The 21,849-nt window shown below is 60.3% G+C and carries 21 protein-coding genes; 6 read left to right on the top strand and 15 right to left on the bottom strand.

The genetic code is table 11. The features are described from left to right. The 5 genes from EEQ99_RS22235 to EEQ99_RS22215 form a co-directional block, all read right to left on the bottom strand. Positions 1–490 (bottom strand): ThuA domain-containing protein (locus EEQ99_RS22235; protein ID WP_174824482.1); only part of this gene is annotated, 490 nt, incomplete at its 3' end. Between the two features lie 64 nt (positions 491–554). After that, a complete protein-coding gene (locus EEQ99_RS22230) occupies positions 555–1,580 on the bottom strand; it encodes an ABC transporter ATP-binding protein (protein ID WP_047618987.1) in 1,026 nt (341 codons plus the stop codon). An 11-nt stretch (positions 1,581–1,591) separates the two neighbouring features. Next, positions 1,592–2,422: a carbohydrate ABC transporter permease gene (locus tag EEQ99_RS22225; RefSeq protein ID WP_047618991.1), complete on the bottom strand. Its 831-nt coding sequence runs from the start codon at positions 2,420–2,422 to the stop codon at positions 1,592–1,594. Next, positions 2,422–3,408: a carbohydrate ABC transporter permease gene (locus EEQ99_RS22220; RefSeq protein WP_028758608.1), complete on the bottom strand. Its 987-nt coding sequence runs from the start codon at positions 3,406–3,408 to the stop codon at positions 2,422–2,424. The genes EEQ99_RS22225 and EEQ99_RS22220 overlap by 1 nt, the downstream gene beginning before the upstream one ends. A gap of 69 nt (positions 3,409–3,477) precedes the next feature. Continuing rightward, positions 3,478–4,740 (bottom strand): ABC transporter substrate-binding protein, encoded by a 1,263-nt coding sequence (locus EEQ99_RS22215; protein ID WP_127431111.1) that lies wholly within the window; start codon positions 4,738–4,740, stop codon positions 3,478–3,480. Between the two features lie 268 nt (positions 4,741–5,008). Here EEQ99_RS22215 and EEQ99_RS22210 point away from each other — a divergent pair, with 268 nt between their 5' ends. Continuing rightward, positions 5,009–6,022, top strand: coding sequence for a substrate-binding domain-containing protein (locus tag EEQ99_RS22210; RefSeq protein WP_028758610.1), 1,014 nt, complete (start codon positions 5,009–5,011; stop codon positions 6,020–6,022). A gap of 30 nt (positions 6,023–6,052) precedes the next feature. On the opposite strand, the gene EEQ99_RS22205 is transcribed toward EEQ99_RS22210, so the two are convergent. The 8 genes from EEQ99_RS22205 to EEQ99_RS22170 all read right to left on the bottom strand — a co-directional run bounded on the left by EEQ99_RS22205 (position 6,053) and on the right by EEQ99_RS22170 (position 13,707). Continuing rightward, positions 6,053–7,018 (bottom strand): ROK family protein, encoded by a 966-nt coding sequence (locus tag EEQ99_RS22205; protein ID WP_097596092.1) that lies wholly within the window; start codon positions 7,016–7,018, stop codon positions 6,053–6,055. Between the two features lie 14 nt (positions 7,019–7,032). Further along, positions 7,033–7,734, bottom strand: a complete 702-nt coding sequence (locus tag EEQ99_RS22200; protein ID WP_127431110.1) for a ribulose-phosphate 3-epimerase — start codon at positions 7,732–7,734, stop codon at positions 7,033–7,035. A 4-nt stretch (positions 7,735–7,738) separates the two neighbouring features. After that, positions 7,739–8,548 (bottom strand): alpha/beta fold hydrolase, encoded by an 810-nt coding sequence (locus tag EEQ99_RS22195; protein ID WP_127431109.1) that lies wholly within the window; start codon positions 8,546–8,548, stop codon positions 7,739–7,741. Then, positions 8,545–9,390 (bottom strand): sugar phosphate isomerase/epimerase family protein, encoded by an 846-nt coding sequence (locus EEQ99_RS22190; protein ID WP_127431108.1) that lies wholly within the window; start codon positions 9,388–9,390, stop codon positions 8,545–8,547. Before EEQ99_RS22190 ends, EEQ99_RS22195 begins: the two co-directional genes overlap by 4 nt. After that, complete coding sequence (locus EEQ99_RS22185) at positions 9,390–10,466, bottom strand: Gfo/Idh/MocA family protein (protein WP_127431107.1); 1,077 nt, start codon at positions 10,464–10,466, stop codon at positions 9,390–9,392. Before EEQ99_RS22185 ends, EEQ99_RS22190 begins: the two co-directional genes overlap by 1 nt. A 27-nt stretch (positions 10,467–10,493) precedes the next feature. Next, positions 10,494–11,639 carry an ABC transporter ATP-binding protein gene (locus tag EEQ99_RS22180; RefSeq protein WP_063473711.1) on the bottom strand — a complete coding sequence of 382 codons (1,146 nt, stop codon included), beginning with the start codon at positions 11,637–11,639 and terminating at the stop codon, positions 10,494–10,496. A gap of 322 nt (positions 11,640–11,961) precedes the next feature. After that, the gene (locus EEQ99_RS22175; RefSeq protein WP_127431106.1) at positions 11,962–12,903 is read right to left on the bottom strand and encodes a PfkB family carbohydrate kinase; all 942 of its coding nucleotides are present in this window, start codon (positions 12,901–12,903) and stop codon (positions 11,962–11,964) included. Between the two features lie 3 nt (positions 12,904–12,906). Then, positions 12,907–13,707: a beta/alpha barrel domain-containing protein gene (locus EEQ99_RS22170; protein WP_047619009.1), complete on the bottom strand. Its 801-nt coding sequence runs from the start codon at positions 13,705–13,707 to the stop codon at positions 12,907–12,909. Between the two features lie 231 nt (positions 13,708–13,938). Here EEQ99_RS22170 and EEQ99_RS22165 point away from each other — a divergent pair, with 231 nt between their 5' ends. Next, positions 13,939–14,700: a DeoR/GlpR family DNA-binding transcription regulator gene (locus EEQ99_RS22165; RefSeq protein WP_028758619.1), complete on the top strand. Its 762-nt coding sequence runs from the start codon at positions 13,939–13,941 to the stop codon at positions 14,698–14,700. Between the two features lie 92 nt (positions 14,701–14,792). Here the strand turns inward: EEQ99_RS22165 and EEQ99_RS22160 are convergent, their stop codons facing one another. Further along, complete coding sequence (locus EEQ99_RS22160; RefSeq protein ID WP_063473713.1) at positions 14,793–15,611, bottom strand: sugar phosphate isomerase/epimerase family protein; 819 nt, start codon at positions 15,609–15,611, stop codon at positions 14,793–14,795. 259 nt (positions 15,612–15,870) lie between these two features. Here EEQ99_RS22160 and EEQ99_RS22155 point away from each other — a divergent pair, with 259 nt between their 5' ends. Both EEQ99_RS22155 and EEQ99_RS22150 read left to right on the top strand, forming a co-directional pair. After that, entirely contained in the window at positions 15,871–17,019 is a 1,149-nt protein-coding gene (locus tag EEQ99_RS22155) for a Gfo/Idh/MocA family protein (protein ID WP_127431105.1), read from the top strand. Then, positions 17,016–17,951, top strand: coding sequence for an alpha/beta hydrolase (locus EEQ99_RS22150; protein ID WP_047619017.1), 936 nt, complete (start codon positions 17,016–17,018; stop codon positions 17,949–17,951). Before EEQ99_RS22155 ends, EEQ99_RS22150 begins: the two co-directional genes overlap by 4 nt. Positions 17,952–17,988: 37 nt before the next feature. On the opposite strand, the gene EEQ99_RS22145 is transcribed toward EEQ99_RS22150, so the two are convergent. Then, positions 17,989–19,023, bottom strand: a complete 1,035-nt coding sequence (locus EEQ99_RS22145) for a LacI family DNA-binding transcriptional regulator (protein ID WP_047619020.1) — start codon at positions 19,021–19,023, stop codon at positions 17,989–17,991. A 545-nt stretch (positions 19,024–19,568) separates the two neighbouring features. Between EEQ99_RS22145 and EEQ99_RS22135 the strand changes: the two genes are divergently transcribed. Together EEQ99_RS22135 and EEQ99_RS22130 are read left to right on the top strand one after the other, a co-directional pair. After that, positions 19,569–20,816: an ABC transporter substrate-binding protein gene (locus EEQ99_RS22135; protein ID WP_063473714.1), complete on the top strand. Its 1,248-nt coding sequence runs from the start codon at positions 19,569–19,571 to the stop codon at positions 20,814–20,816. An 89-nt stretch (positions 20,817–20,905) separates the two neighbouring features. Further along, on the top strand, positions 20,906–21,844 hold the full coding sequence (locus tag EEQ99_RS22130) for a carbohydrate ABC transporter permease (RefSeq protein ID WP_028758669.1): 939 nt from the start codon (positions 20,906–20,908) through the stop codon (positions 21,842–21,844). The last annotated feature ends 5 nt before the right edge of the window (positions 21,845–21,849 follow it).

Genomic DNA, 21,849 nt, shown 5'->3' with positions numbered 1-21,849 from the left:
GCGGTTCCGGCACCGAAAACTGCTCGCCGTACATTTCCTCGTTCTCGAGTTCGAAATGTTCGCCGATGCCGGCGGCGATCGGATGGCGCTGATTGATCGTCCACAGACGCTCGCGCTCACCCGCCTCGCGCCATTTCAGCGCGCAGGGTGTGCCCATCAGCCGCTTGAAGATCTTGGAGAAATGGCCGGAATGCAGCACGAGCAGCCCCATGCCTTCCCAGACGCGCTTGGCGACACGCTCAACGACGACGTCGGAGACCGCGCCGTGATCCTTGTGGCCCCACCAGGTCAAGACATCGGTTTCGGCAAGGCGGGCTTCGCTGAGTCCGTGTTCCGGCTCCTGCAGCGTCGCCGTCGTCGCCGAGATACTGGGATCGGTATTCAGCGCGTTGGCGATCGTCGTGTGCATGCCTTCGGGATAGATGCCCCGGACGACGGCATTGGTATTCTCGTGGATATTCTCTCCCCACACAACGGTGCGAATGGTCACGTCGTCCTCTCCTTATAGTTAAAAAACGGATCGAGTCCTGGGAAGAACATCGACCTTGGGAACATCAGGCAGCCCGAATGGAGGCTCGCTCAAGCGAACGGCCCGACCGGTCGAAACGGTGGATGTGGCCGGCAAGCGGCGTAAGGCCAAGCGTTTGGCCGGGCGCATGGCGGGAGACTCCGGCTTCCCGCACGATGAGCGGCTCATCCGCCCCGATATCCACATAGACGAAGCTATCGGAGCCGAGGATTTCTGAATGGATGACCGTGCCGCTCCAAACGGGCGACTCGGGCGTGATGCGAACATGCTCGGCGCGCACGCCAATCGTGTGGCTATCATAGGCTTGCGCCAGTTCGCCCGAGAGGAAATTCATTTTCGGCGAACCGATGAAGCCGGCAACGAAGACCGAATTTGGGCTTTCGTAAAGTTCCAGCGGCGTGCCGATCTGCTCGACGACGCCGTCCCTCAGCACGCAGATCCGATCGGCGAGTGTCATGGCCTCGACCTGGTCATGGGTCACATAGACCATCGTCGTGTTGTTCATGCTGCGATGAAGCTTCGCAATTTCCAGCCTCGTCGCGACTCGAAGCGCCGCATCGAGGTTGGACAGCGGCTCGTCGAAGAGAAAGACCTTGGGATCGCGTACGATCGCCCGGCCGATTGCGACGCGCTGACGCTGCCCGCCGGAAAGCTGTCGCGGCAAGCGGTCTAAGTAGGGTGAGAGCTGCAGCATACCGGCGGCCTGTTCGACACGCTGGCGGCATTCGCCTCTGGTACTCCCGGAAAGTTTCATGCCGAAAGCCATGTTGTCGAAGACCGTCATATGCGGGTAGAGCGCGTAGGACTGGAACACCATGGCGATCCCTCTCTTCGACGGCGCGTGCTGGTTCACCGTCTTGTTGTCGAAGGAGAGGGTTCCCGAGGTGATGTCCTCGAGCCCGGAGATAAGCCGCAGCAGCGTGGACTTGCCACATCCCGACGGCCCCACGAACACCATGAACTCGCCCCGGCGGATGTCCATCGTCACGCCTTTGATCACCTCGAAAGCGCCGAAGCTCTTGCGGATATTCTCCAGTCGGATTTCTGCCATGTTCTACTCCCTCAACCCTTGACGCCGCCGGCGGTCAGCCCCGAAATGATCCGGCGCTGGAATATCAAAACAAGCACGACAACCGGCACGGTGACGATCACTGAAGCCGCCATGATGTTGCCCCAGGGGATCTCGAATTCGCTGTTGCCCGAAAGCAGGGCGATCGCAACCGGGACGGTTCGCTGCGTATCCGACGATGTGAACGTCAGCGCAAAAAGAAACTCGTTCCAGGCGGTGATGAAGGCGAGCAGTCCGGTCGTCACCAGCGCCGGCCACATCAACGGCATGAACACCTGGGTGATGATGACCCAAGGTGAAGCGCCATCGACGATCGCCGCCTCTTCGATCTCGATCGGCAATTCGCGCATGAAGGTCGTCAGCACCCAGACGGTGAAGGGGAGCGTGAAGATCATGTAGGAAAAGATCAGCGCGAAGGGCGTGTTGAAGATGCCGATCCAGCGGATGAGTTCGAAGAGGCCCGCAAGAACGGCAATCTGCGGAAACATCGACACCGAGAGGATGGTCAACATCAACAGTGCCCGCCCGCGGAAGTGTACCCGGGCCAAAGCGAACGAAGCGGTGATCGAAAGTAGCAGCGATGCTGAAACCACGACGCAGGCGATCATCGCGGAATTCGCCAGACTGCGGACGAAACCGCCCTGGCCCATCACGGACGTGTAGTTGCCGAAGGAGATCGAGGTCGGCCAATAATCGACTTTGAAAAGGGCCGTGCCGGTCTTCAGGCTCGTGAGGATCGCATAGTAGAACGGAAATACCGCAATGATGACGATGATTGTGACGAGCAGGTAGAAGAGCGTATTCTTGACGATCGAAAGCAGCATCAACGTTCCTCCCCGCCGAGCTTGACGCGACCGAGCCAGATATAAAGGACGGTTACGGAGGCAATGATGAGGAAAAGCACCGTTGACGCGGTGGCGCCGTAGGCGAACTTGTCGAAGTCGAAGAGGTTCTCGCGCGCCATGACCGACATGGTCTTCGTCTGCGCATTGTTGGGCGTCAGAACATAGATCAGGTCGAAGATGCGCATCGCATCCAGCATCCGGAAGATCACGGCAACCATGATAGCCGGTCGGATCAGCGGCAGCGTCAGACGCCAGAAAACCTTGACCGGATTGACGCCGTCGATCTTGGCAGCCTCATAGATGTCTCCCGGAACCATCTGTAGTCCCGCAAGAATCAGAAGCGCCATGAAGGGCGTCGTCTTCCAGACATCGACGATCAGCACTGCGATCATCGCCGTTTCCGGATTGGCGGTCCAGGCAATCTTCTCACTGATAAGACCGAAGCCGAGCAGAATATCGTTCAGGATGCCGAACTGATCATTGAGCATCCAGGCCCACATCTTTGCTGAGACGATGGTTGGGATCGCCCAAGGAATGAGGATTGCGGCCCGTACGATCCCACGCCCGACGAACCGTGCGTTCAGCACCAAGGCGACGATCAGTCCGAGCACGGTCTCGATTACCACCGAAAGGACGGTAAACTTGGCAGTGTTCCAGACGGCGTTCCACCAGACCGGATCGGCAAGCAGTCCGCGATAGACGGTCCTTCCGCTCTTCAGCGTCACCCACGACAAATAATTGTCAAAGCCGACGAACTGCGCATTGCCAAGGTCGTTCAGCGACGCATTCGTAAAACTGAAATAGATCGTTCTGAACAGCGGCCAGCCAGCGACGATTGCCAAGATCAACAGCGTCGGCGCCAGAAACATCCATGCCGATCGGATGCGCTCGGACCGCAGCTCCGTGGAGGATCTGAAATGGGAAACCCTGGGCTTGACTGCTTGTGGAACTACGATTTCGCTCATGCAACGACTATCCCTCGCTAGCTCGTCCGAAGACCGGACCGGCGGCCTGACAGCCGCCGGTCGGAATACTCACCAAGCGTCGCCCTTGAGGGTCGTTAGGTCGGCTTCGAGAAGCTCGAGGTTCTCGGCAGCTGAGCCGCTGCCTGACAAGGTATTGTGCACTGCAGTCCAGAACTTCGAGGACACCTCGTTGTATTTCACCTTGGCCGTCGCCGAAGGGCGTGGCACGGCGTCCTGGAAAATGGGTTTCCAGTTCGGCATGAAGGGCTGCGCGGCAGCAACATCCTTGTCGTCATAAAGATCCGTCAGGGTCGGCAAATTGGACAGTTCGATGGCACGTGCCTTTTGAACGTCCTTCGACGCCAGGAATTTTACGAGCACGATGGCTGCGTCCTGCTTTTCGGAATATTTCGAAACCGCCAGGTTCCAGCCGCCGAGTGTCGAAGACGGCTTATCGCCGACGGCCGCAACCGGTAGCGTCATCACGTCGAACTTGCCCTTCACCGCGCTGTCGGCACCGTTTCCGAGAGAATAGGCATACGGCCAGTTGCGCATGAAGACGGCGTTGCCGGTCTGCCAGACGCCGCGCGATTCTTCTTCCTGATATGCGAGCACCCCTGGCGGCGAGATCGTGCCGATCCAGCCCTTGGCCCGCTCGAGCGCTGCTGCCGCCTTCTCGTTATTGATCGAGATGGTCCCGTCCGGCTCGACGATCTGGCCGCCGCCGGACGACTTCACCCATTCCAGTCCGTTGCAGGTCAACCCTTCGTAGGAATTGCCCTGGAAGACGTAGCCCCAGAGGTCCTTCTGTCCGGCCTGGCGTTCTTTATCCTGAACCTCTTTGGCTGTCGCAGCCATCTCGTCCCAAGTCTTCGGCGGCTGTTTTCCATATTTCTCTAGCAGGTCCTTTCGGTAAAACAGCGCCGGAGCATCGGTAAACAACGGCAACGCCACAAGCCGGTCATTGACAGTCTGAGACGCGATGATCGACGGGAAGAACTGGCCGACCACGTCCTTGGCTGCCTCCTTCAGATCGACGAACTGCTCGGCAAGCTGCGGCGCCCAGATGACATCGGTCTGATAAACATCGACGTCCTTGTTTCCAGCAGCAAGCCACAGGCGATATTGGGAAAACTGCTCGCTGCTCGATGACGGCATGGTGACGAGCTTGACATGATTACCGGTATTCTTCTCGAAAATTGCAAGCTGCTTGTGAAGGAATTCGACGTTTTTGCCGGTGGTATTTGCGGCAAACGAAATTTCAGCGGCACGGACAGAGCCGGCAGCGATGGCGACGCTGAGTGCGGACAAGGCTAAAGCAAACTTTTTCATGATCTCCTCCCAGAAATTGAAATCGATTTGGCAACCAGACCATTGCAGAAGGCCGCAGAGGCGTCAAGCCATTACGATTGGCGATCTTCAGTTGTATTATGATAGGAAAATGCCATATATACAGCGATTAGAGGTACTTCTTGACCTCGCGAGCAAAGATTCAATGTCAAGAAATTGAAATCGATTTCAATTTTTGCCGGATTGGCACTTGCCCGTTGCGCATCGCCAACGCTTCGTCCATTGATTGCCGGGACAAAGAAGACATTCGATGAAACTTCGTGAATTTGCAAAGCAGCTTGGGCTCTCACCGACGACGGTCAGCCGTGCGCTCAGCGGCTATCCCGAGGTGAGCGAGGCCACGCGCGCCCGGGTTGCGGGCGAAGCAATGCGGCTTGGCTATCGCCCCGATATCAATGCCGTGCGGCTAAAGACCGGGAGAGCCGGGGCGATAGGCGTGATGATGGGGCGTTCGGGAGAAATCCATTTCGCTGAATTCATATCGGGGATGGCGCAGCGCTTGGAAACGGCCGATACCGATATTCTCATCACGCCTATTACCGCGCACAATGATGACGACGAAATGCAGGCCTACCGACGCCTGGTCGAAAGTCGCCGAGTGGATGCAGTGATCATTCATTCGCCGCGCCCCAAGGACCCGCGGATCGAGTTGCTGAACAGCTTGGGCCTGCCTTTCCTGGTTCACGGCCGCTCGGAGACCGAGCACGTTCACGCGTGGCTCGATATCGATAATGAAAATGCCGTGCGTAGAGCCACCGAACACCTGTTCGATCTCGGGCACCGGCGCATTGCCATGATCAACGGCCTGCGGGGCAAGACGTATTCGATCCATCGCGAACATGGTTTTCGGATTGCCCATCAGGAGCGTGGGCTCGTCGTCGATCCCAACCTGATGGTCTGCGATAAATTCTCCGACGAGAGCGGCTTTCGTCATGCCCGCTCTTTTCTGGAGAGCGCGAATGCGCCGACCGCCATCGTTGCCGGTTCCACGATGACAGCGCTTGGTGTCTACCGTGCCGTCCGTTCGCTTGGGATGACGGTGGGTCGGGATGTGTCGGTCATCGCCCATGACGACGTCTTCCCTTATCTGACGGCAGAAAGCATGGTACCGTCACTCTCGACAACCCGATCGTCCATGCGTGCCGCGGGCACGCGATGCGCTGAGCTAACGCTACAGCTTATCGCTGGACGTGCCGTGGATGAGGTTCACGAATTGTGGCCAGTCGAACTGATCCTGAGGGAAAGTACCACCCCGCCGCCCTGACGGAGAGCAACCTCTCGATACGGAAAGGCTCTAAAGCTGATCGATCGCAGGTACCTTGCCGGTCAGAAACGCCAGAGCCGCTGCGCCGACGAGGCCCGAGTTCTGATCCAATGCTGCCAGCATCACCTTGACATCTTTGAATGCCGGCATTGCCGATTGTGTGATGTAGCCTTGAATGCCGGGTTGGAGCCGGTCGAACTCGTGGGAAAGCCCGCCTCCCATCACAATGATATCCGGACTGAAAATGTGGATCAGGCTGGTGAAGCCTCGGCCGAGAATTTCCGCTTCTTCGTCAACCAGTTGATTTGCCAGACGATCGCCATTTCTCGCGGCTGCGAAGATGCTGCGGCTGTCGATGACACCGCCATCGCTGCCTATCGTCGTCCCGCTCGATTCCATCGCCCTTATTTGAGCGCGTCGTGCAAAAGCCGGTCCGGATCCGTAGGCCTCGAAGCAGCCCCTGTTGCCGCAAGGGCAGAGCTCTCCATTCGGCACGACCGACATGTGCCCGACATGGGCGGCCATGCCCTTGCGGCCGCGCACCACGCGACCGTCCGAAATAACGCCGCCGCCAATGCCGGTGCTGACGGTGACATAGACGAGATTATCAAATCCCTTGCCAATTCCGAACTGCCACTCGCCGATGGCAGCGGCAATAGCATCATTCTCGAGGTCGACTGCAAACGGGAACCGCTTCTGCAACTCCGCCTTCAGCGGAAAGTCGACAAAGCCCGGGAGGGTCGGGATATCGGTGGCGACGCCCGTGACCGTATCGAGCGGGCCTGGAGCGGATACTCCGACGCCCACCACCGAAGCCGGGTTCGATGCCGCGAGCAGTCCATCGGCCAGGCCACAAATCTGGGCGAGCACGCGGTCGGGGCCTGCCAGCGCATCCGTTGGTTCGGCTGCGCGCGCCAGAATCCTGCCGTGCTCATCGACAAGGGCAGCGCGGACCTGCGTCCCACCGAGGTCGATTCCAATGGCAACCTGCTGCATGTGAAGACCATGAGTTAGAGTGCGCGGAGCCATGCCATACGCTCGTCGAGCGATGGCGCATTGAAAGCCAGGGAGCCGAGAACGACCGTCTCCGCACCTGACTGGCGCAGGAGAGGCACGGTGTGCTCGCGAATACCGCCGTCGGCCGCAAGCACGATCCGATGCGCCGCACCGCAGCCGGCGATGATCTGCTTGGCCTGTTGCAGCCGGGCGCCGGCCTTTTCGTCGAGGCCCTGGCCCTTCACGCCGATCGCCGTGCCGAGCAATGTCACGAAACTCAGCCGGGAAACATATCTTTCGACCCGCTCGACGGGGGTATCTACCTTGAGAACCATGCCGGCTGCGACACCGCGACGGTCGAGAAGATCGAGAGCCTGGTCGGCGACGCTTTCATTTTCAACGTGAAGACTGATCAGGTCGCTGCCCGCATCGGCGAATTGCTCGATCTGCGACAGGATGATGCTGTCGGCGACCATCAGGTGAACATGGATCGGGCGCGCGGAGACTTTGCGCACCCCGGCAACGAGGTCGGGGAAAAACAACATGGCCGGCGCGAAATGGCCATCGGCGACATCGATATGCAGAATGTCGACGTGAGGATCGACACGCGCGAGATCATCCGCCAAATGCACGAGATCGGCCGACCAGACGGAGAATTCCGCGATCAGGCGATCCTTCGGAAGGTCTTGGATCCAGGTCCTGGAGGGGGTCGTCATTGTTTCAGAGCTCCTTCAGATAATTGCTCATGGCAAGCCGGAAGTCCGCGACATATTGCGGACGGCTCTCAGTCTTCGGGGTGATCTGCGCGAAGCGCGCGCCGGCAATCCGCTCGGCAAGCGCGCGCGCATAGGCGAGAGGATGAATGCTGTCCCGCTCATGGCCGATGACGAGCGTCGGCGTAGTGAGACCGCGGACTTCCTCTTCGGTCACATCAGGACCGTCAATTGAGATCCTGGTGAGCAGTTCGGCGGTCACATCCAAAGGCGTGCGGGAGAAAAAACCGGCAAGCGAGGCCAGATTGTCCGGCGCCTCGGCGGCGAGCCGCAGGCCCACCGGCCCGGCCAGGAATGCGGCCTTTGCCTCGCCCGGCGGCAGAGTTTTCACAAGCCGCCCGACTTCGGCGTTGGGCGCCATATTTTCCGGCGCCGACGCCGTCAGCCAGGCCGGCCTTGCAATGATCAGAGCCTTGACAAGATCGGGCCGTTTGACTGCGAGCCGCAAGGCGATCGCAGCCCCCATCGAGATGCCGCCGATCACGACCGGCCATGCGAGGTTTTTCTCGATATAGGCGGCGATATCATCGCAGAAGGTCGCGATCGACATTTGCTCCGGATTGCCGGCTTGGGACTGGCCGTGGCCGCGCGCTTCGATGGTCACCCGGCGGAAACCCATGTCGGACGGAAAGACCTCATCGGTCTGCGCCGCATCTCCGCATAGGCCATGCTGGAAGATGACGGACACGCCCTCGCCCGCCGTATCCACATTGAGAATGGTCCCGTCGCTGGTTTCGAACGGTTGACCTCGTCTCATCTTCCTGCCTCCGCAGAATTACCGTCGAGGCTATTCTTCAGGAAGGCCGCCACACCGGCCGCCTCCGAGGCCGAAAGACCATGCGTGACGAGACTGCCGTCAAAGCCGATCGCCTTGAGCCGGCCGAGATAATGCCCATAGTCGAGGACACCCTTGCCGGCGGTCGCGAAACGACCGTCAGGATTGCGGTCTTTCGCATGCGCCATGACGATCCGATCGGCCAGGAGGTCGATGGCGGAAGACACGATGCGCCGCTGCTCATCCAGCGTCGCGACCTCGAAGAGATTGGCCGGATCGAGCACGATCTTGATGCGGGGGCTCGTCAGTGCCGTGATCAGCCGATCGGCTTTCTCAGCCGAGTTGACGACATTGGCAAGCTCGGGCTCGATGCCGAGATCCACATCATAGCGCTCGGCAATCTCGATGGCCGTCTCCATGGCTTCGAGGAGATCCCGCCACGCCTCCGGCGTGTCGTTGTCGCCGTGGGCCTTCCACTGGTCGATGGGGTCGCGCGTGCCGGTGCAGAGCGTAATCAGGTCGGTCGACATGCCGGCGCAACGCTCGGCCAATGTCGCCAGATTGCGAAGGCCGGCCTCGCGCACGGCGGGATCCGGATGGATCATGTTGAAGGTGCCGGAAACGGCAACGATCTCGACGCCGCTGCTCAGCGCAGCGTCGGCGACCGAGCGGGCCTGGGCTTGCGTGATGATCTCCGGCATCGGCGGAAGGCCAGAACAGGCCATATTGTATTGGGTGCAGGTGAACCCGGCCGCAGCGACCGAATTCAAAACGGTCAAGGGCTCCGTTCCCTCGAAGGTCTTTGCGAAGATGCCGAGCTTCATCACACGCCGCCCGTGACGTCAGCCAGCGCAACCGCCTTGCCGCTTTCGGCCGAACGCGCGACGGCGACCATGGCTCGTACGGATGCCACGCCATCATCGATGTCAGCGCCTTCCATCACCGCGCCGTCCAGAATGGTGCGGGCGAAGCCTTCGACCTGGCGGCGGTAGAAATGGCCGTCGGCGCCGAGAACGCGATGGGTGGCGCCGTCCGCTTCGCGGAAAATGTCCACCTCGCTGCTCTTGTAGTACCATGGGTTATAAGTCTTGCCCAAAATGCTGCCATTTCGGCCATAGATCTGGAAGCCTTCGTGCCAGTCCATGCGCACCTGGACGGTGAGATCGAGATGGCCGAGCGTGCCGGAGGCAAATTCCACGTCCACGAACCAGCACCAGATGCCCGCGCGCTCGGACAGGCGCGCGTTGACGGAAACGATGTCGCCGGCGAAATAACGTGCGGTGTCGATCAGATGGCAGCCGTGCGCAAGCATGTAGTAGCGCCGCAGGTCGGCTTTCGGATTGGCCCAGGGCTTTTTCGCATTGGCGCTGGTGACGATCAGGGGCTGGACCGCATCGGTCATCGGATAGCGGTGCGTGCTGTCGCAATACCAGGCTTTCAGAGCGACCATCTCGCCCATTTCATCGCGGATGAAGGATTTGGCAGCCTGGAGCCCCGCGTCGAAACGCTTCATGTGCCCGACCTGAAACACCTTTCCCGACGTCTCGACAGCGGCCTTCAGTTCAAGGCATTCCTCAATGGTGACACCGACGGGTTTCTCGCACAGGACATGCTTGCCCGCCTGAAGAGCGCGAATGGAGGCCGGGACGTGAAACGCATCGGCGGTGGCGATGATCACGGCATCGAGGTCGGGATCGGCCAGCATCCTGTCGTAGTCGTCATAGGTTTTTTCCGCTCCGTGGGTGATTGCCATACGTTCGCGGAGATCCTCGGCAACGTCGCAAATCGCATAGAGGTCGGCATTGGCCGCCTTGGTGCAGCTCTCGAAGTGCGCGGCCTGGGCAATCTGGCCCGCTCCCAATACGCCGATGCGGAGACGTCGTTCCTGTTTTGCTGGCATCGATGAGCCCTTCTTTCGCTCGTCACTTCAGAGCGCCATATGCGTTTGAGGATGGAAAAAGTGTAGTTTCGCCGGGTCGATTGCCAGATCGATCGATTGACCTGTCTCGACCGCACTGACCGCTTCGAACCGCGCGACGGCGTTGGCGGCCCCGCTCAGGTCTTCGACGGCATCGGGATCGCCCGAGTCGATCCGGACCGCGTCGATCTTCAAATGCACGATCAGCTCGGAGCCGAGCTCCTCGATCGACTTCACGACCACCGGGATCGTCGGATACGAAGCACCGGACGGCAACCGGCTGTCATAGAGATCCTCAGGCCTGACTCCAAAGATCACGGAATTTCCCTCGAAGGCGGAAAGACCGGGCGCGCGTTCGAAGGCGCCGTCGGTCAAGGGAATGGAGAAGCCCGGCAGATGAATTCGCCGGCCCTCCAGACGCCCCTCGAACAGGTTCATCGATGGCGAGCCGATAAAGCCGGCGACAAAGGCGTTGACCGGGCGGTGATACAAAGCCTTGGGCGTATCCACCTGCTGAAGCACGCCGCCCTTCAGCACCGCGACCCGATCGCCCATGGTCAGCGCTTCGGTCTGGTCATGCGTCACGTAGATCGTCGTCACGCCCAGCTGTCGCTGCAGGCTGGCGATCTCCGCCCGCATCTGCACGCGCAGCTTCGCATCGAGGTTCGAGAGCGGTTCGTCCATGAGGAATGCCGCCGGCTCGCGGACCATGGCGCGGCCCATCGCAACACGCTGGCGCTGGCCGCCGGAAAGCTGTGCCGGCTTGTTGCCCAACAAGGCTTCCAGCTGCAGGATCTTGGCGATCTCATGCACGCGCTTGGTGCGTTCGGCCTTGCTCTTTCCGGCCAGCTTCATCGAGAAAGCGATGTTGTCGAACACGGTCATGTGCGGGTAAAGCGCATAGCTTTGAAAGACCATGGCAATGTCCCGGTCCTTGGGCGCGAGATCCACCACGTCCTGGCCGCCGATGCTCAGGGTTCCGCTGCTGATTTCCTCGAGCCCGGCAATCATGCGCAGCGCAGTCGATTTTCCGCATCCGGACGGACCGACCAGGATCAGAAACTCGCCGTCATGGATCGTCAGGCTCAGATCCTTGATCGCATGGTAGCTGTTGCCATAGGTCTTGCAGATTTTGTCCAGTACAACCACGGCCACGTCTCGTCCTCCCGTACCAGTCGGATCACATCTTCAGACGGCGCTCCCCGCCGTCTCCGATCCTTTCGACAAGAAGGCTCAGGACTGCGCCTCAAAGTCAACAAAAGAATCGAGGTATGACTCGCCAGAAAGTGCCGATAATTCGGTATATATATCTGAAAAATATATCTATTTATGATGTTTAGTTGCGAGATTTTATTTTTTATCGCGCGTAATTTTTATGGCCGTGCTGCAGGTGTTGAGATCTCGCCGTGCGATCAATTATCCACCAGAGAGGTTTCACTCGACCGATCGGCCAGCGTCGACATCAGGCACCCCGCGCTCATTCCCGGCATTGGGGCAAAGCGAGCGGCACCGGCGCATTCTCCGCCGCCATCCATGCCAGGCATGTCCGGTTGTCCGGCAGGCCCCGGCGCCCTCCCCGTGCGGTCACGGAAATGGCGGCAGCCGCCGTAGCATAGGCAACGCAATCCAGCGGGCTTTTCCCTTCCGCGAGGGCAAGAGCGTAGGCCCCGTGAAAACAGTCCCCGGCGCCTGTGGTATCGACCGCTTGTACTGGATAAGCCGGCACATGCCACCGGACGGCATCGCCACTCTGGCGGAGGTAGGTCCCCCGTTCGCCATCAGTGAGGACAACAGCGGACCGATCCGCAGACCAGAGCTTGTCCAGGATCATCGTCGGATCACGCTCGCCGGTATATTCCTGCCCGAAGGCGAGCGGCAACACCAGATGGTCAGCGAAAGCCAATATCCGATCCGTCGTGGCACCGACCGTCCATTCGATATCGGCAATCACGGCCAGGCCCAAGGCACGTGCGCGGGCCACGACGCTTTCCGAGTGCGTGGCATAACCGTCGATCAGCATCACCGGGGCCTGCAGCAGAACATCGTCGGGCAGCGCATCCGACGTGCCGTGCAGCACATCGTCGTCATAGGCAATGAACCGGTCGCCGTCGGGACCGACCGTGATCACGGAGCGGATCGGAGCGGCATCCGCATGGCGGGGAGCCAGCGATATGTCGACGCCGTCACGCTCGAGTTCGCTGCCGGCCACATCAGTCGCGGGCTCATCGCCGAGCCAGCCGATGAAGCCGGCGCGCCCGCCCAGCCGGGCGACGGCAACAAGGGCCGTCGCCACGTTGCCGCCATGGTCGGTGGCGCGTTTCGTCACCTTCCCCTTGCCGGCCGTCAGCCCCCGATCGACATAGATGATGTCATCGATTGCCAGGGCGCCGAAGCCCAGAACCTGGAAAGGGCGCGACACGCCTCAAGCACCGGCCGCCGCCAGCGCCTCCTCCGGCGCCATCCCCTTATGAATGACGAGCTTGAAGGCGCGCGCGGCCATGGTCGTATCGCCATGACCCCAAAGGTTGCGACCGACAACCGCGCCTTTGGCGCCAGCGCGCAACGCTTCGGAAGTCTGGACGAGCGCTCCGAGCAGCGTATCGGTTTTCGGGCCGCCGGCGATCACCACCGGAATCGGGCAGGTCGCAACGGTCTCCCGGAAGGACTCGAAATCGCCGGTATAGCCGACCTTGATCACGTCGACGCCGGCCTCGAAGCCGATGCGCACCGCATAGGCAATCTCATCCGGCGTGAACACGATCTTGCCGCCGTCGGAGAAATCGCGGGGATAGACATGGGCGACGACCGGCATCTCGAAACGGGCGGCGGCGTTGACCGTATCGGTGAGCCAGCGGATATACTCTCCTTCGGTGGCGCCGCGCACGGGAATGGCGACCGCCAGAGCGTCCGCACCATAGCGCACGGCATCTTCCGGGGTGGCAATGAGCTGGCGAATGCGGTCGTCGGCGGTGAAGCAACCGCCCTGAATGACGAGCGCTGCCTTTCCGGCATATTCCGACCAGAGGTGACGCGCCGCACCAGGCTGGATGCTGATGTAGTCCGGCCCCCCCGCCATGACGCGCCGGAGCGCGCCCGGCAGGTCGGCAAGCCCGCCCTCACGCACATTGCCATAACCGACAAAATGATCGACGGCGCCTCCGAACAAATGACCCGAGGGGTTCGAGAACAGGCGTGCGAGGCGGACTTTGGTTCCGAGACCCATGGCGAGACTTCCCTTTGTGATGGCTGCTTTTTCAATTGTTGGAGAACCTAACTCGAAAACAAACAAACATTCAATATTTCGATTTCTTTCGTTTTTACGTGACGAAGGAATTTTTGACGTGCATTTTCGTCGTTCAACGGCTAGTTTTGCAGCAGAAGCTGTGAGCTGGGAGCTCAAGCTTTCGTTTTTCAAAAGTCAGATAGTCGCAAAAAGCGACAGTCGGGATCACATATGCTTGCAGAACAGAGGCGGCAGCAGATCATGCTGGAACTTCAGCGGGTGGGTCAGGCACGCACCCGCCAGCTGGCTGAATTCTTCGAGGTCTCGGAAGTGACGATCCGCTCCGATCTCGAAATCATGGACGCGAAGAAGCAGCTGATCAAAACGCATGGCGGCGCGATCGCCCTGCCGTCCGACTCGCCGGCGGCGGCCTTCGAGGAACGCATGCAGCGCAATTTCGATGCGAAACGGCGTATCGCCCAGATGGCTGCGCGGCAGATCATCGACAACCAGTCGATCGTCTTCGACAGCGGCTCGACGCTGCTGCAGGTTGCCATGCAGATGCCGCCGGTCAACAACGTCGTGGTTGCGACGACGGCGATGAACATCGCACAACATCTGATGTACCGGCCAGGGCTCGACGTGCACATGATCGGCGGCCGCGTGTTTCCGAGCACCGTGAGCACGATCGTTTCGGACTCCGACAAGGCGGTCGGTGGCCTCGTCGCCCACCAGGCCTTTGTCGGCGCCCACGCGATCGATCAGGCCTTCGATGTCGTCGACGTCTCCGAGGATATCGCCCGGACCAAGCGCAACCTGGTTCGCATGGCCCGGCGTGTCGTCCTCGTGGCGGATTCGAGCAAATTCGACATCGGCGCCTCCTCGAAAGCCTTCTCGCTGTCGCGTGTCGATCTGATCATCACCGACAGCAACATGCCGCACAGCATCCGCCACCGGCTGGACAAGCTCGGCGTGGAGGTCCGCTACGCGTGACCTGCCGTCCACCTCTCCGCTGCGTAAGAACGCCAGCAGAGACTTGGGCTCCGATCGACGGTTCAGGCCGACAGCGGGGAAAACGAGGCCGGCTAAAATCCGAGACGTCGAAGCGTCTCGCGGTTCACGCGAACCGCCGCGGCGGGATCGGTTCCGGCGTGGTCCGATTCTTCCTCGACCACGATCCAGCCGGTAAACTTCGGCGCATCCCGAACGGCCGAAATCACGGCAGGCACGTCGCAGACGCCGTCGCCCAGCATCGCCCAGACGCCACCGGCGTCGACATCCTTCAGATGCACGTAGCGGATACGCTCCCGGTAGGCCGCCAGCGTATCGCCGATCTGCTGGCCGCCACGCAGGATATGGCCGGTATCAGGCACCCAGCCCACGCGCGAATCCAAGAGAGCAAACAGGCGGTCATAGTCCTCGCGGGTGAAGAGGAGCGTGTTGTGGTGCGAGGAAGGATGGACGGCAACGGCGACACCGGCCGACTGCCCAATCTCGGTCGCACGATTGTAGCACTCGGCCGCAATGGCGAACTTCTCATCGCGCGGGCCATCCGAAACGACCGTCGCCGATCCCATCGAGACCATCGCACCGGGAAAGTTCGCCGCGAAATCGACCCATCGCCGCGCCGTGTCGAGATCGGAGGCAATCTTTTCCGCCACCGTGAAGCCGCTGGCGGAGCCGAAGGCAAAGGAAACCAGCGTCAAACCGGCGTCCGTCAGAGTACGGGCAAAATCGGCAGGATTGAGCGCGTAGTGACCGATCATCGTGTCGGTGATTTCGATGCCGGTATATCCGCCATCGGCGACGGCGCGCACCAGATCGTCCGGGCCGCCGCTCCAGCCTGCGCCGAGCATCTCCCAGGTGAATGTCTGGCAGCCGATCTGCAGCTCAGCATTTTTCATATCTTGGTCCTGACCTATTTGTTGATAACAGCCGATACCGAAGTCCTCGGGGCATTTCGCCTCGCCGGCCGAAAGCCCTTCCGCAGGGAGTGCGGATCGAAAACCGGAAGGGCGGCTCTTCTTCGGAGATTGCGACCCCAGTGTCTTGTCATTACGTACGGTCAAATGTTACCGTGCGTCAATATAATTTATTCCCTGCGCTTAAAACGTAACGCACCCTCAACTCTCCGCAGCCGCAACGGCAAAATCAGGTTCCTCGATGACACAGACCAATGGCATGAAACTCAGGATCGGCGTTGTGGGATGCGGCAACATTTCGCTCGCCTATATGCGCAACGCGCCGCTGTTCCGCGGCGTCGAAATCATTGCCTGTGCAGATCTTAACGCCGACGCCGCCAAGCGCCGCGCGGCGGAATTCAATCTGCGCGCGGCCGACGTCGATAGCCTCATTGACGACAAGGACATCGACCTCATCCTCAATCTGACGATCCCGGCTGCGCATTTCGACGTTTCGATGCGGGCGCTGTCGGCAGGCAAGCATGTCTTCACCGAGAAGCCGCTCGGCGTCACGGCCGCGGAAGGACGCCGGCTGGTGGATGCGGCCGCCACCAAGGGCCTTATGCTCGGCTCGGCGCCGGACACGTTCCTGGGGGCAGCCGGACGCCATGCCCGGCGGCAGATGGAAGCCGGCGCCATCGGCAAGCCGGTGACGGGAACGGCCTTCATGATGGGGCGCGGCATGGAGCACTGGCATCCCGATCCCAGCTTTTACTACCAGGCCGGCGCCGGCCCGGTCATGGATATGGGGCCTTACTATCTGACGATGATGGTCAATCTCATGGGGCCGATCCGCCGTGTGCAGGCGGTCGCCACAAGCGGGCAGGAAGAACGGCTCATCACCGCCGAGGGGCCGAAACAGGGCACCACGTTCAAGGTCGGCACGCCGACCAGCGTGCTGTCGCTGCTGGAATTCGATTGCGGCGCCACCGTCACCTTCGGCACCTCCTGGGACGTCTTCCGCCACTCCAACCACCCGATCGAGCTCCACGGTACCGAAGGCTCGCTGCGCCTGCCCGACCCCGACAATTTCGGCGGCTCCGTCGCGCTCTCCAGCCGTGGCGCTCCCTGGCAGGAAACGGATACATCAGGCGAACTCTTCGGGGCCGTCAACTGGCCGATCGCCGCGCCTGATCGCGCCAACTACCGCATGCTTGGCCTTGCCGATCTCGCGCGCGCAATCATCGAAGGCCGCACGCCACGCGCTTCGTGCGATCTCGCCCTGCATGTGCTCGAAGTCATGGAAGCGATCCTGCGTGCGGGTGAAACCGGCGTCGCGCAGACCATTGCGGGTATCGTCGCGCAGCCGAAAGAATTGCGGGAAGACGAAGCAAGGAGCTTGCTCGCATGACGCAACTGGACGAATCCGCCAAACGCGCCCTGGCATGGCCTGGCGATCCGGAAACGGCGGTGGAAAGCTGCACTCCGGCGCAGGCGCGGCAGCAATATCTGGACAGTTTCGCAGGCATCCAGTGGCCACTCGAAGAGGTGGCAGAGATGTTGGAAAGACGTGTGGGCGCCATCAGGGTGAAGATATGGCGCGGCCAAGCAGCGCCGCGCCAAGGGGCGCCGGCCCTGCTTTATCTCCATGGTGGCGGCTTTGTGATCGGCGCGCCGGAAACCCATGAGGATATCTGCCGGACGCTTGCCAATATGGCAGGCGCCGTCGTGGTTTCACCCGATTATCGCCTGGCACCGGAACATCCGTTTCCGGCCGCGATCGACGATTGCGCTGCCACACTTGTTTGGATGACGGAGCAGGCCGATGCACTCGGTATTGATCCCTCGCGCATTATCGTCGGCGGCGATAGCGCCGGCGGCAATCTGGCCGCCGTCGTTGCCCTCCTGGCGCGGGACGGACAGGTGCCGGCCGTCATCGGCCAGGTGCTGATCTATCCGGTGACCGACCAGTTGCAGGCCGCAGACAGCTACTCACGTTACGCAGAGGGTTTCGGCCTGACGGCAGCGGCGATGAAATGGTTCCGGGACCACTATCTGCCGGAAGCCGCGAGCAGGTCGGACTGGCGGGCTTCGCCGCTCAGCGCGATGTCGTTGGCCGGTGTGGCGCCGGCCTTCGTGATCCTTGCCGGACACGACGTGCTGGTCGACGAAGGGGCAGGCTATGCCGAGCGGCTCAGCCGGGAAGCGCAGGCCACAAGCCGGACCTGGCCCGGACAGATCCATGGCTTCGTATCGAAGAGACGGGCCATTCCGGAGGCGCAAGAGGCGCTTGAGGCCATTGCAATGGCGTGGCGCACCATGGACCCCGCGCTTACCCGCTGAGGCCGTAACCCTCGCCGGATCTCAAGCCGACCGGATCTCAAGCCGAGTCGCGCATGACAAGCGTTGCCTCAAGGATCACCTTGTTCGTGGCGGGGGTCGTTCCGTCATCCTCGCTCTCGATATGCGCGAGCAAAAGCTCCACGGATTTCGCGGCGATCTCGGATGCGTTCTGGGCCATCGTCGTCAGCGACGGGCAGGTATATCGGCTCAGCGGGTGGTCGTCGTGCCCGGCGATGCGCACGTCGCAAGCCTCGTTCCGGCCGATTTTCAGTCCCGAGGCGAATGCCGCCGCCATCGCGCCGAAGGCGAACCGGTCGTTGGCGCACAGGAGCGTTTTGCCGGGAAGTCCGCCATTCGCAAGCATCCTCTGCATCTGCTCGTATCCGAGACGCTCGAACTCCCAGGAAGGCGGCGCGTCGCAATCGATGACGAGCGGGGAATGCCCTTCCCTCGCCATGGTCGCGCGATAGCCCGCCTGCCGCTCGCCGGCATTTTCGGTCATATGCGGAATTTCCAGGAAGATCGGCGGCTCACCGGATCGGCAGAGATATTGCACAATGGCTGCCATGCTTTGCGCGTTGTCGTTGCCGACATAGGGAAGGTCACCGCTGGCAGGATTGTCGAAGCAAACGACGGGGATTGCATCCCTTAGTCTTTCCAGCGCGGAACGCCGCGAACCGGCGCCCAGCGGCGCCACGATCGCACCCGCGACCTTCAGCGAGAGCAAGGTCCGCACGGCCTCCGCCTCCAGCTCGGGCCGCGTGTGCGAGGAGATCTGGACAGGCCAGAATCCCCTTTCGCGCAACTCCAGCTCGATCAGCGACACGACCTGCACATAAAAGGGATCCGACATGGTCGGGACCAGAATCCCGATATTCCTGGTCCGCTTGCGATTGAGATGCCGCGCGAAAAGATTCGGCTCGAAGTTCGACTTCTTGAGAGCCGCCTCGATACGCTTGCGGGTCACTTCCTTGATCTGCGAGGGATCATCGAAATATTTCGACAGCGTCGGACGCGATACGCCGGAGGCGGCCGCAAAATCGTCCATCGATTTATAACTTTTCTTGGCCATTCAGTTCCTTAATCGGCGGCGCGACGGTGCGCTGAATCGAAAATGATGTCGCATCACACGCATTCGGCAATTTGTACAGGGTGGTCTTCGTTTTCCGGAATCGGGGAAAATCAACGGGCAGGCCGGCATGACTTTTCGCTGCGGACCCGGCTCTCTTTCGAAAAACGAAATATTCTCCTCTCTTGCGACGTCAGGTGCTCGCGCCGCATGGTTGCAAAAACGCTTGTTTCAGGCCCCGAATTCGAAAATTTGCGGTGAGGACGGCGGGCGTCTCCGCTTTTCGTTTTGTTGGGCAAACTTTCATTTGTTTACGAAAGTAAAGAAAAAAAGCGTCACAAGCAACACAAATGCTCCGAAAAAATTCGGACGATAACGAATAATTTTGTTATTATATTTCAATTAGTTGTGTGCGAACTCGCCATGAATACGGGCCTCCCATCTTTTCTCGATCGCAGTTCTTCATTGACAGATAGGCGCCTCAGGGAACCTACTTTGCCTACGATCTTGAGGAGGATCGATTAACTGAAAATCTATGGGAGGCACACATGAATATCAGAAAATTCAGCGTGACGATGCGGGCTGCCGTGGCGGTATGGGCGCTCTGCGCCACATCGGCGTTTGCCGACACCACCATCGAATTCATACAATGGTGGGAACCCGAAATGCCGTCCGGGGCGCTGCGCGGCATCATGAACGATTTCGAGGCCGCCAACCCCGGCATCAAGGTGACGCTGGTCAGCGGCCCCTATGCCACGACGCGTGACCAGATCGTCGTCGGCGCCGCCTCCGGAACGCTGAGCGACGTGGTGGGCCTGGATGGCGCCTGGGTAAACGGGCTGGCCAAGCAGGGCGCAATCGCCTCCATGGACGAACTGATGGACAAGGCGAAGTACGACAAGAGCCAGATCACCGATATCGTCAAGGTCGATGGCAAGAGCGTGATGTTCCCGCTCGCTTCCTTCGTCTATCCCGTCTTCGTCAACCTCGATATCGCCAAGGCATCCGGCGTCGACAAGTTGCCGACCACACGCACGGAATTCGCTGAAGCCGCGAAGAAGATGACCGATGCGCCGAAGAACCAGTATGGCTGGGTCCTGCCGCTGTCGCTGCAGTCGCCGAGCGGAATCCAGAACGACGTCATGTCCTGGGTCTGGGCCTCGGGCGCCTCGATGCTGAAGGACGGCAAGCCGGATCTCGAAAATGACGCTGTCGTCGGCACGCTCGATTATATCGCGTCCCTCAACAAGGAAGGCGTTATTTCGCCCGGCATTTTCGCCAAGAAGGAACAGGACAAGGTCGAGGAATTCGTCAACGGCCGCGTCGGCATGATGGTCGACTCGCTCGCCCACGTGAACCTCATCCGCGAGCGCAATCCGAAGCTCAACTTCGGCATCTCCGCCTTGCCGGCCACTGACGGCTACACCGGCAAGCGCGGCATGCCTTATGCCTCCTGGGGCATCGGTATCAGCGAAGGCAGCCAGCACAAGGAAGAAGCCTGGAAGCTTGTGGAATATCTGATGAGCCCAGACGTCAACGGCCGTCTGGTTTCGATTGCCAACGCCTTCCCCGGCAATGTCCACGCCAAGCCGGATTTTGTGGCATCGGACCCGATCTTCGCCGAAGCTTTCAAAATCTTCCAGAGCGGCTATCCTGCCAATGAATTCGTCGGTCTTCCGGTTGCCGAAGAGCTGATGCGCGACATGAACGTCGAAGTTCAGAAGATGTTCGACGGCGGGCAGTCGGCCAAGGACGCGGCTTCCAATACCCAGAAGGCCTGGCTCGCGAAGTTCTAAAGCACGTCGCTTTCACGAATCACCGGCAGCGCCAGATTGCGCTGCCGGTGCAAGTCGTCAAATCTCGGCAGAATGGGAACTCACAGCTCATGAATCATTCCGCTCCGGCTCTGGTCGCTGCGCACGCCAAAGCGCCAAGAAAAGGATGGCTTCGTTACAGCACCTTGAGGAAGCTGGTGCCGTATTTCTACGTGTCGCCCGCCACTCTGCTGCTTGTTCTGCTGATGCTGTTCCCGATGGTGATGGTCTTCAAATATTCGCTGATGGACGGCGCCATCATGAAAAAGGATGCGGCGTTCGCAGGCGTCCAGAACTACCTGACCATCTTCGAGAATCCGGTCTTCTGGCAGTCGGTCGCCCAGACGCTTTATTTTACCATCATGAGCGTCGTCTTCCATTTCATCATCGGCCTGGCCTTCGCGCTGCTGTTGAACACCAACCGCGTCGATCCGCTCATTCGCAGCATCCTGCGCGTGCTCTTCATCCTGCCCTGGCTGTTCACCGCCGTCATCATCGCCATCATCTGGCGCCTGCTGCTCGATCCGAACGGCGTCGTCAACAGCGTGCTGATGGCGCTCCATATCATCAACTTCAAGGTCGAGTGGTTCTCTTCGACGCGCACCGCCATTCATGCATTGACCTTCGCAAACATCTGGGCGGGTTACCCGCTCTACATGGTCAGCCTGCTCGCCGGCCTCCAGGGCATTTCGAAGGAGCTTTACGAGGCAGCCGGTATCGACGGTGCCAACGAACTCGAAAAATTCTGGTACATCACCATTCCGCAATTGATGCCGATCATCATCAGCATCGCGCTTCTCGACTTCATCTGGACGATGCAGGTTTTTCCACTCGTATGGATGACGACGGGCGGCGGTCCGATCTATTCGACGGAAGTGCTCTCGACTTTCACCTACAAGCTCGCCTTCTCCCAGTATGAGTTTTCCCTGGCTTCGGCGAGCGCGATGATCATCCTCATCATTTCGATGAGCGTCACCTACTTCTACATCAAACACCAGCAGCGCAGGTGACCGCC

This window comes from Rhizobium anhuiense (assembly GCF_003985145.1).
Lineage (GTDB): Bacteria > Pseudomonadota > Alphaproteobacteria > Rhizobiales > Rhizobiaceae > Rhizobium > Rhizobium anhuiense.
This window is presented reverse-complemented; position numbering and strand designations above follow the sequence as displayed.

Coding starts and splice junctions, on each gene's coding strand:
- EEQ99_RS22190 (WP_127431108.1), bottom strand. CDS start 9,390: ATGAAGCTCGGCATCTTCGCAAAGACCTTCGAGGGAACGGAGCCCTTG.
- EEQ99_RS22210 (WP_028758610.1), top strand. CDS start 5,009: ATGAAACTTCGTGAATTTGCAAAGCAGCTTGGGCTCTCACCGACGACG.
- EEQ99_RS22135 (WP_063473714.1), top strand. CDS start 19,569: ATGAATATCAGAAAATTCAGCGTGACGATGCGGGCTGCCGTGGCGGTA.
- EEQ99_RS22160 (WP_063473713.1), bottom strand. CDS start 15,611: ATGAAAAATGCTGAGCTGCAGATCGGCTGCCAGACATTCACCTGGGAG.
- EEQ99_RS22130 (WP_028758669.1), top strand. CDS start 20,906: ATGAATCATTCCGCTCCGGCTCTGGTCGCTGCGCACGCCAAAGCGCCA.
- EEQ99_RS22150 (WP_047619017.1), top strand. CDS start 17,016: ATGACGCAACTGGACGAATCCGCCAAACGCGCCCTGGCATGGCCTGGC.
- EEQ99_RS22200 (WP_127431110.1), bottom strand. CDS start 7,734: ATGACGACCCCCTCCAGGACCTGGATCCAAGACCTTCCGAAGGATCGC.
- EEQ99_RS22155 (WP_127431105.1), top strand. CDS start 15,871: ATGACACAGACCAATGGCATGAAACTCAGGATCGGCGTTGTGGGATGC.
- EEQ99_RS22220 (WP_028758608.1), bottom strand. CDS start 3,408: ATGAGCGAAATCGTAGTTCCACAAGCAGTCAAGCCCAGGGTTTCCCAT.
- EEQ99_RS22215 (WP_127431111.1), bottom strand. CDS start 4,740: ATGAAAAAGTTTGCTTTAGCCTTGTCCGCACTCAGCGTCGCCATCGCT.
- EEQ99_RS22195 (WP_127431109.1), bottom strand. CDS start 8,548: ATGAGACGAGGTCAACCGTTCGAAACCAGCGACGGGACCATTCTCAAT.
- EEQ99_RS22225 (WP_047618991.1), bottom strand. CDS start 2,422: ATGCTGCTTTCGATCGTCAAGAATACGCTCTTCTACCTGCTCGTCACA.
- EEQ99_RS22145 (WP_047619020.1), bottom strand. CDS start 19,023: ATGGCCAAGAAAAGTTATAAATCGATGGACGATTTTGCGGCCGCCTCC.
- EEQ99_RS22185 (WP_127431107.1), bottom strand. CDS start 10,466: ATGCCAGCAAAACAGGAACGACGTCTCCGCATCGGCGTATTGGGAGCG.
- EEQ99_RS22165 (WP_028758619.1), top strand. CDS start 13,939: ATGCTTGCAGAACAGAGGCGGCAGCAGATCATGCTGGAACTTCAGCGG.
- EEQ99_RS22170 (WP_047619009.1), bottom strand. CDS start 13,707: ATGGGTCTCGGAACCAAAGTCCGCCTCGCACGCCTGTTCTCGAACCCC.
- EEQ99_RS22205 (WP_097596092.1), bottom strand. CDS start 7,018: ATGCAGCAGGTTGCCATTGGAATCGACCTCGGTGGGACGCAGGTCCGC.
- EEQ99_RS22230 (WP_047618987.1), bottom strand. CDS start 1,580: ATGGCAGAAATCCGACTGGAGAATATCCGCAAGAGCTTCGGCGCTTTC.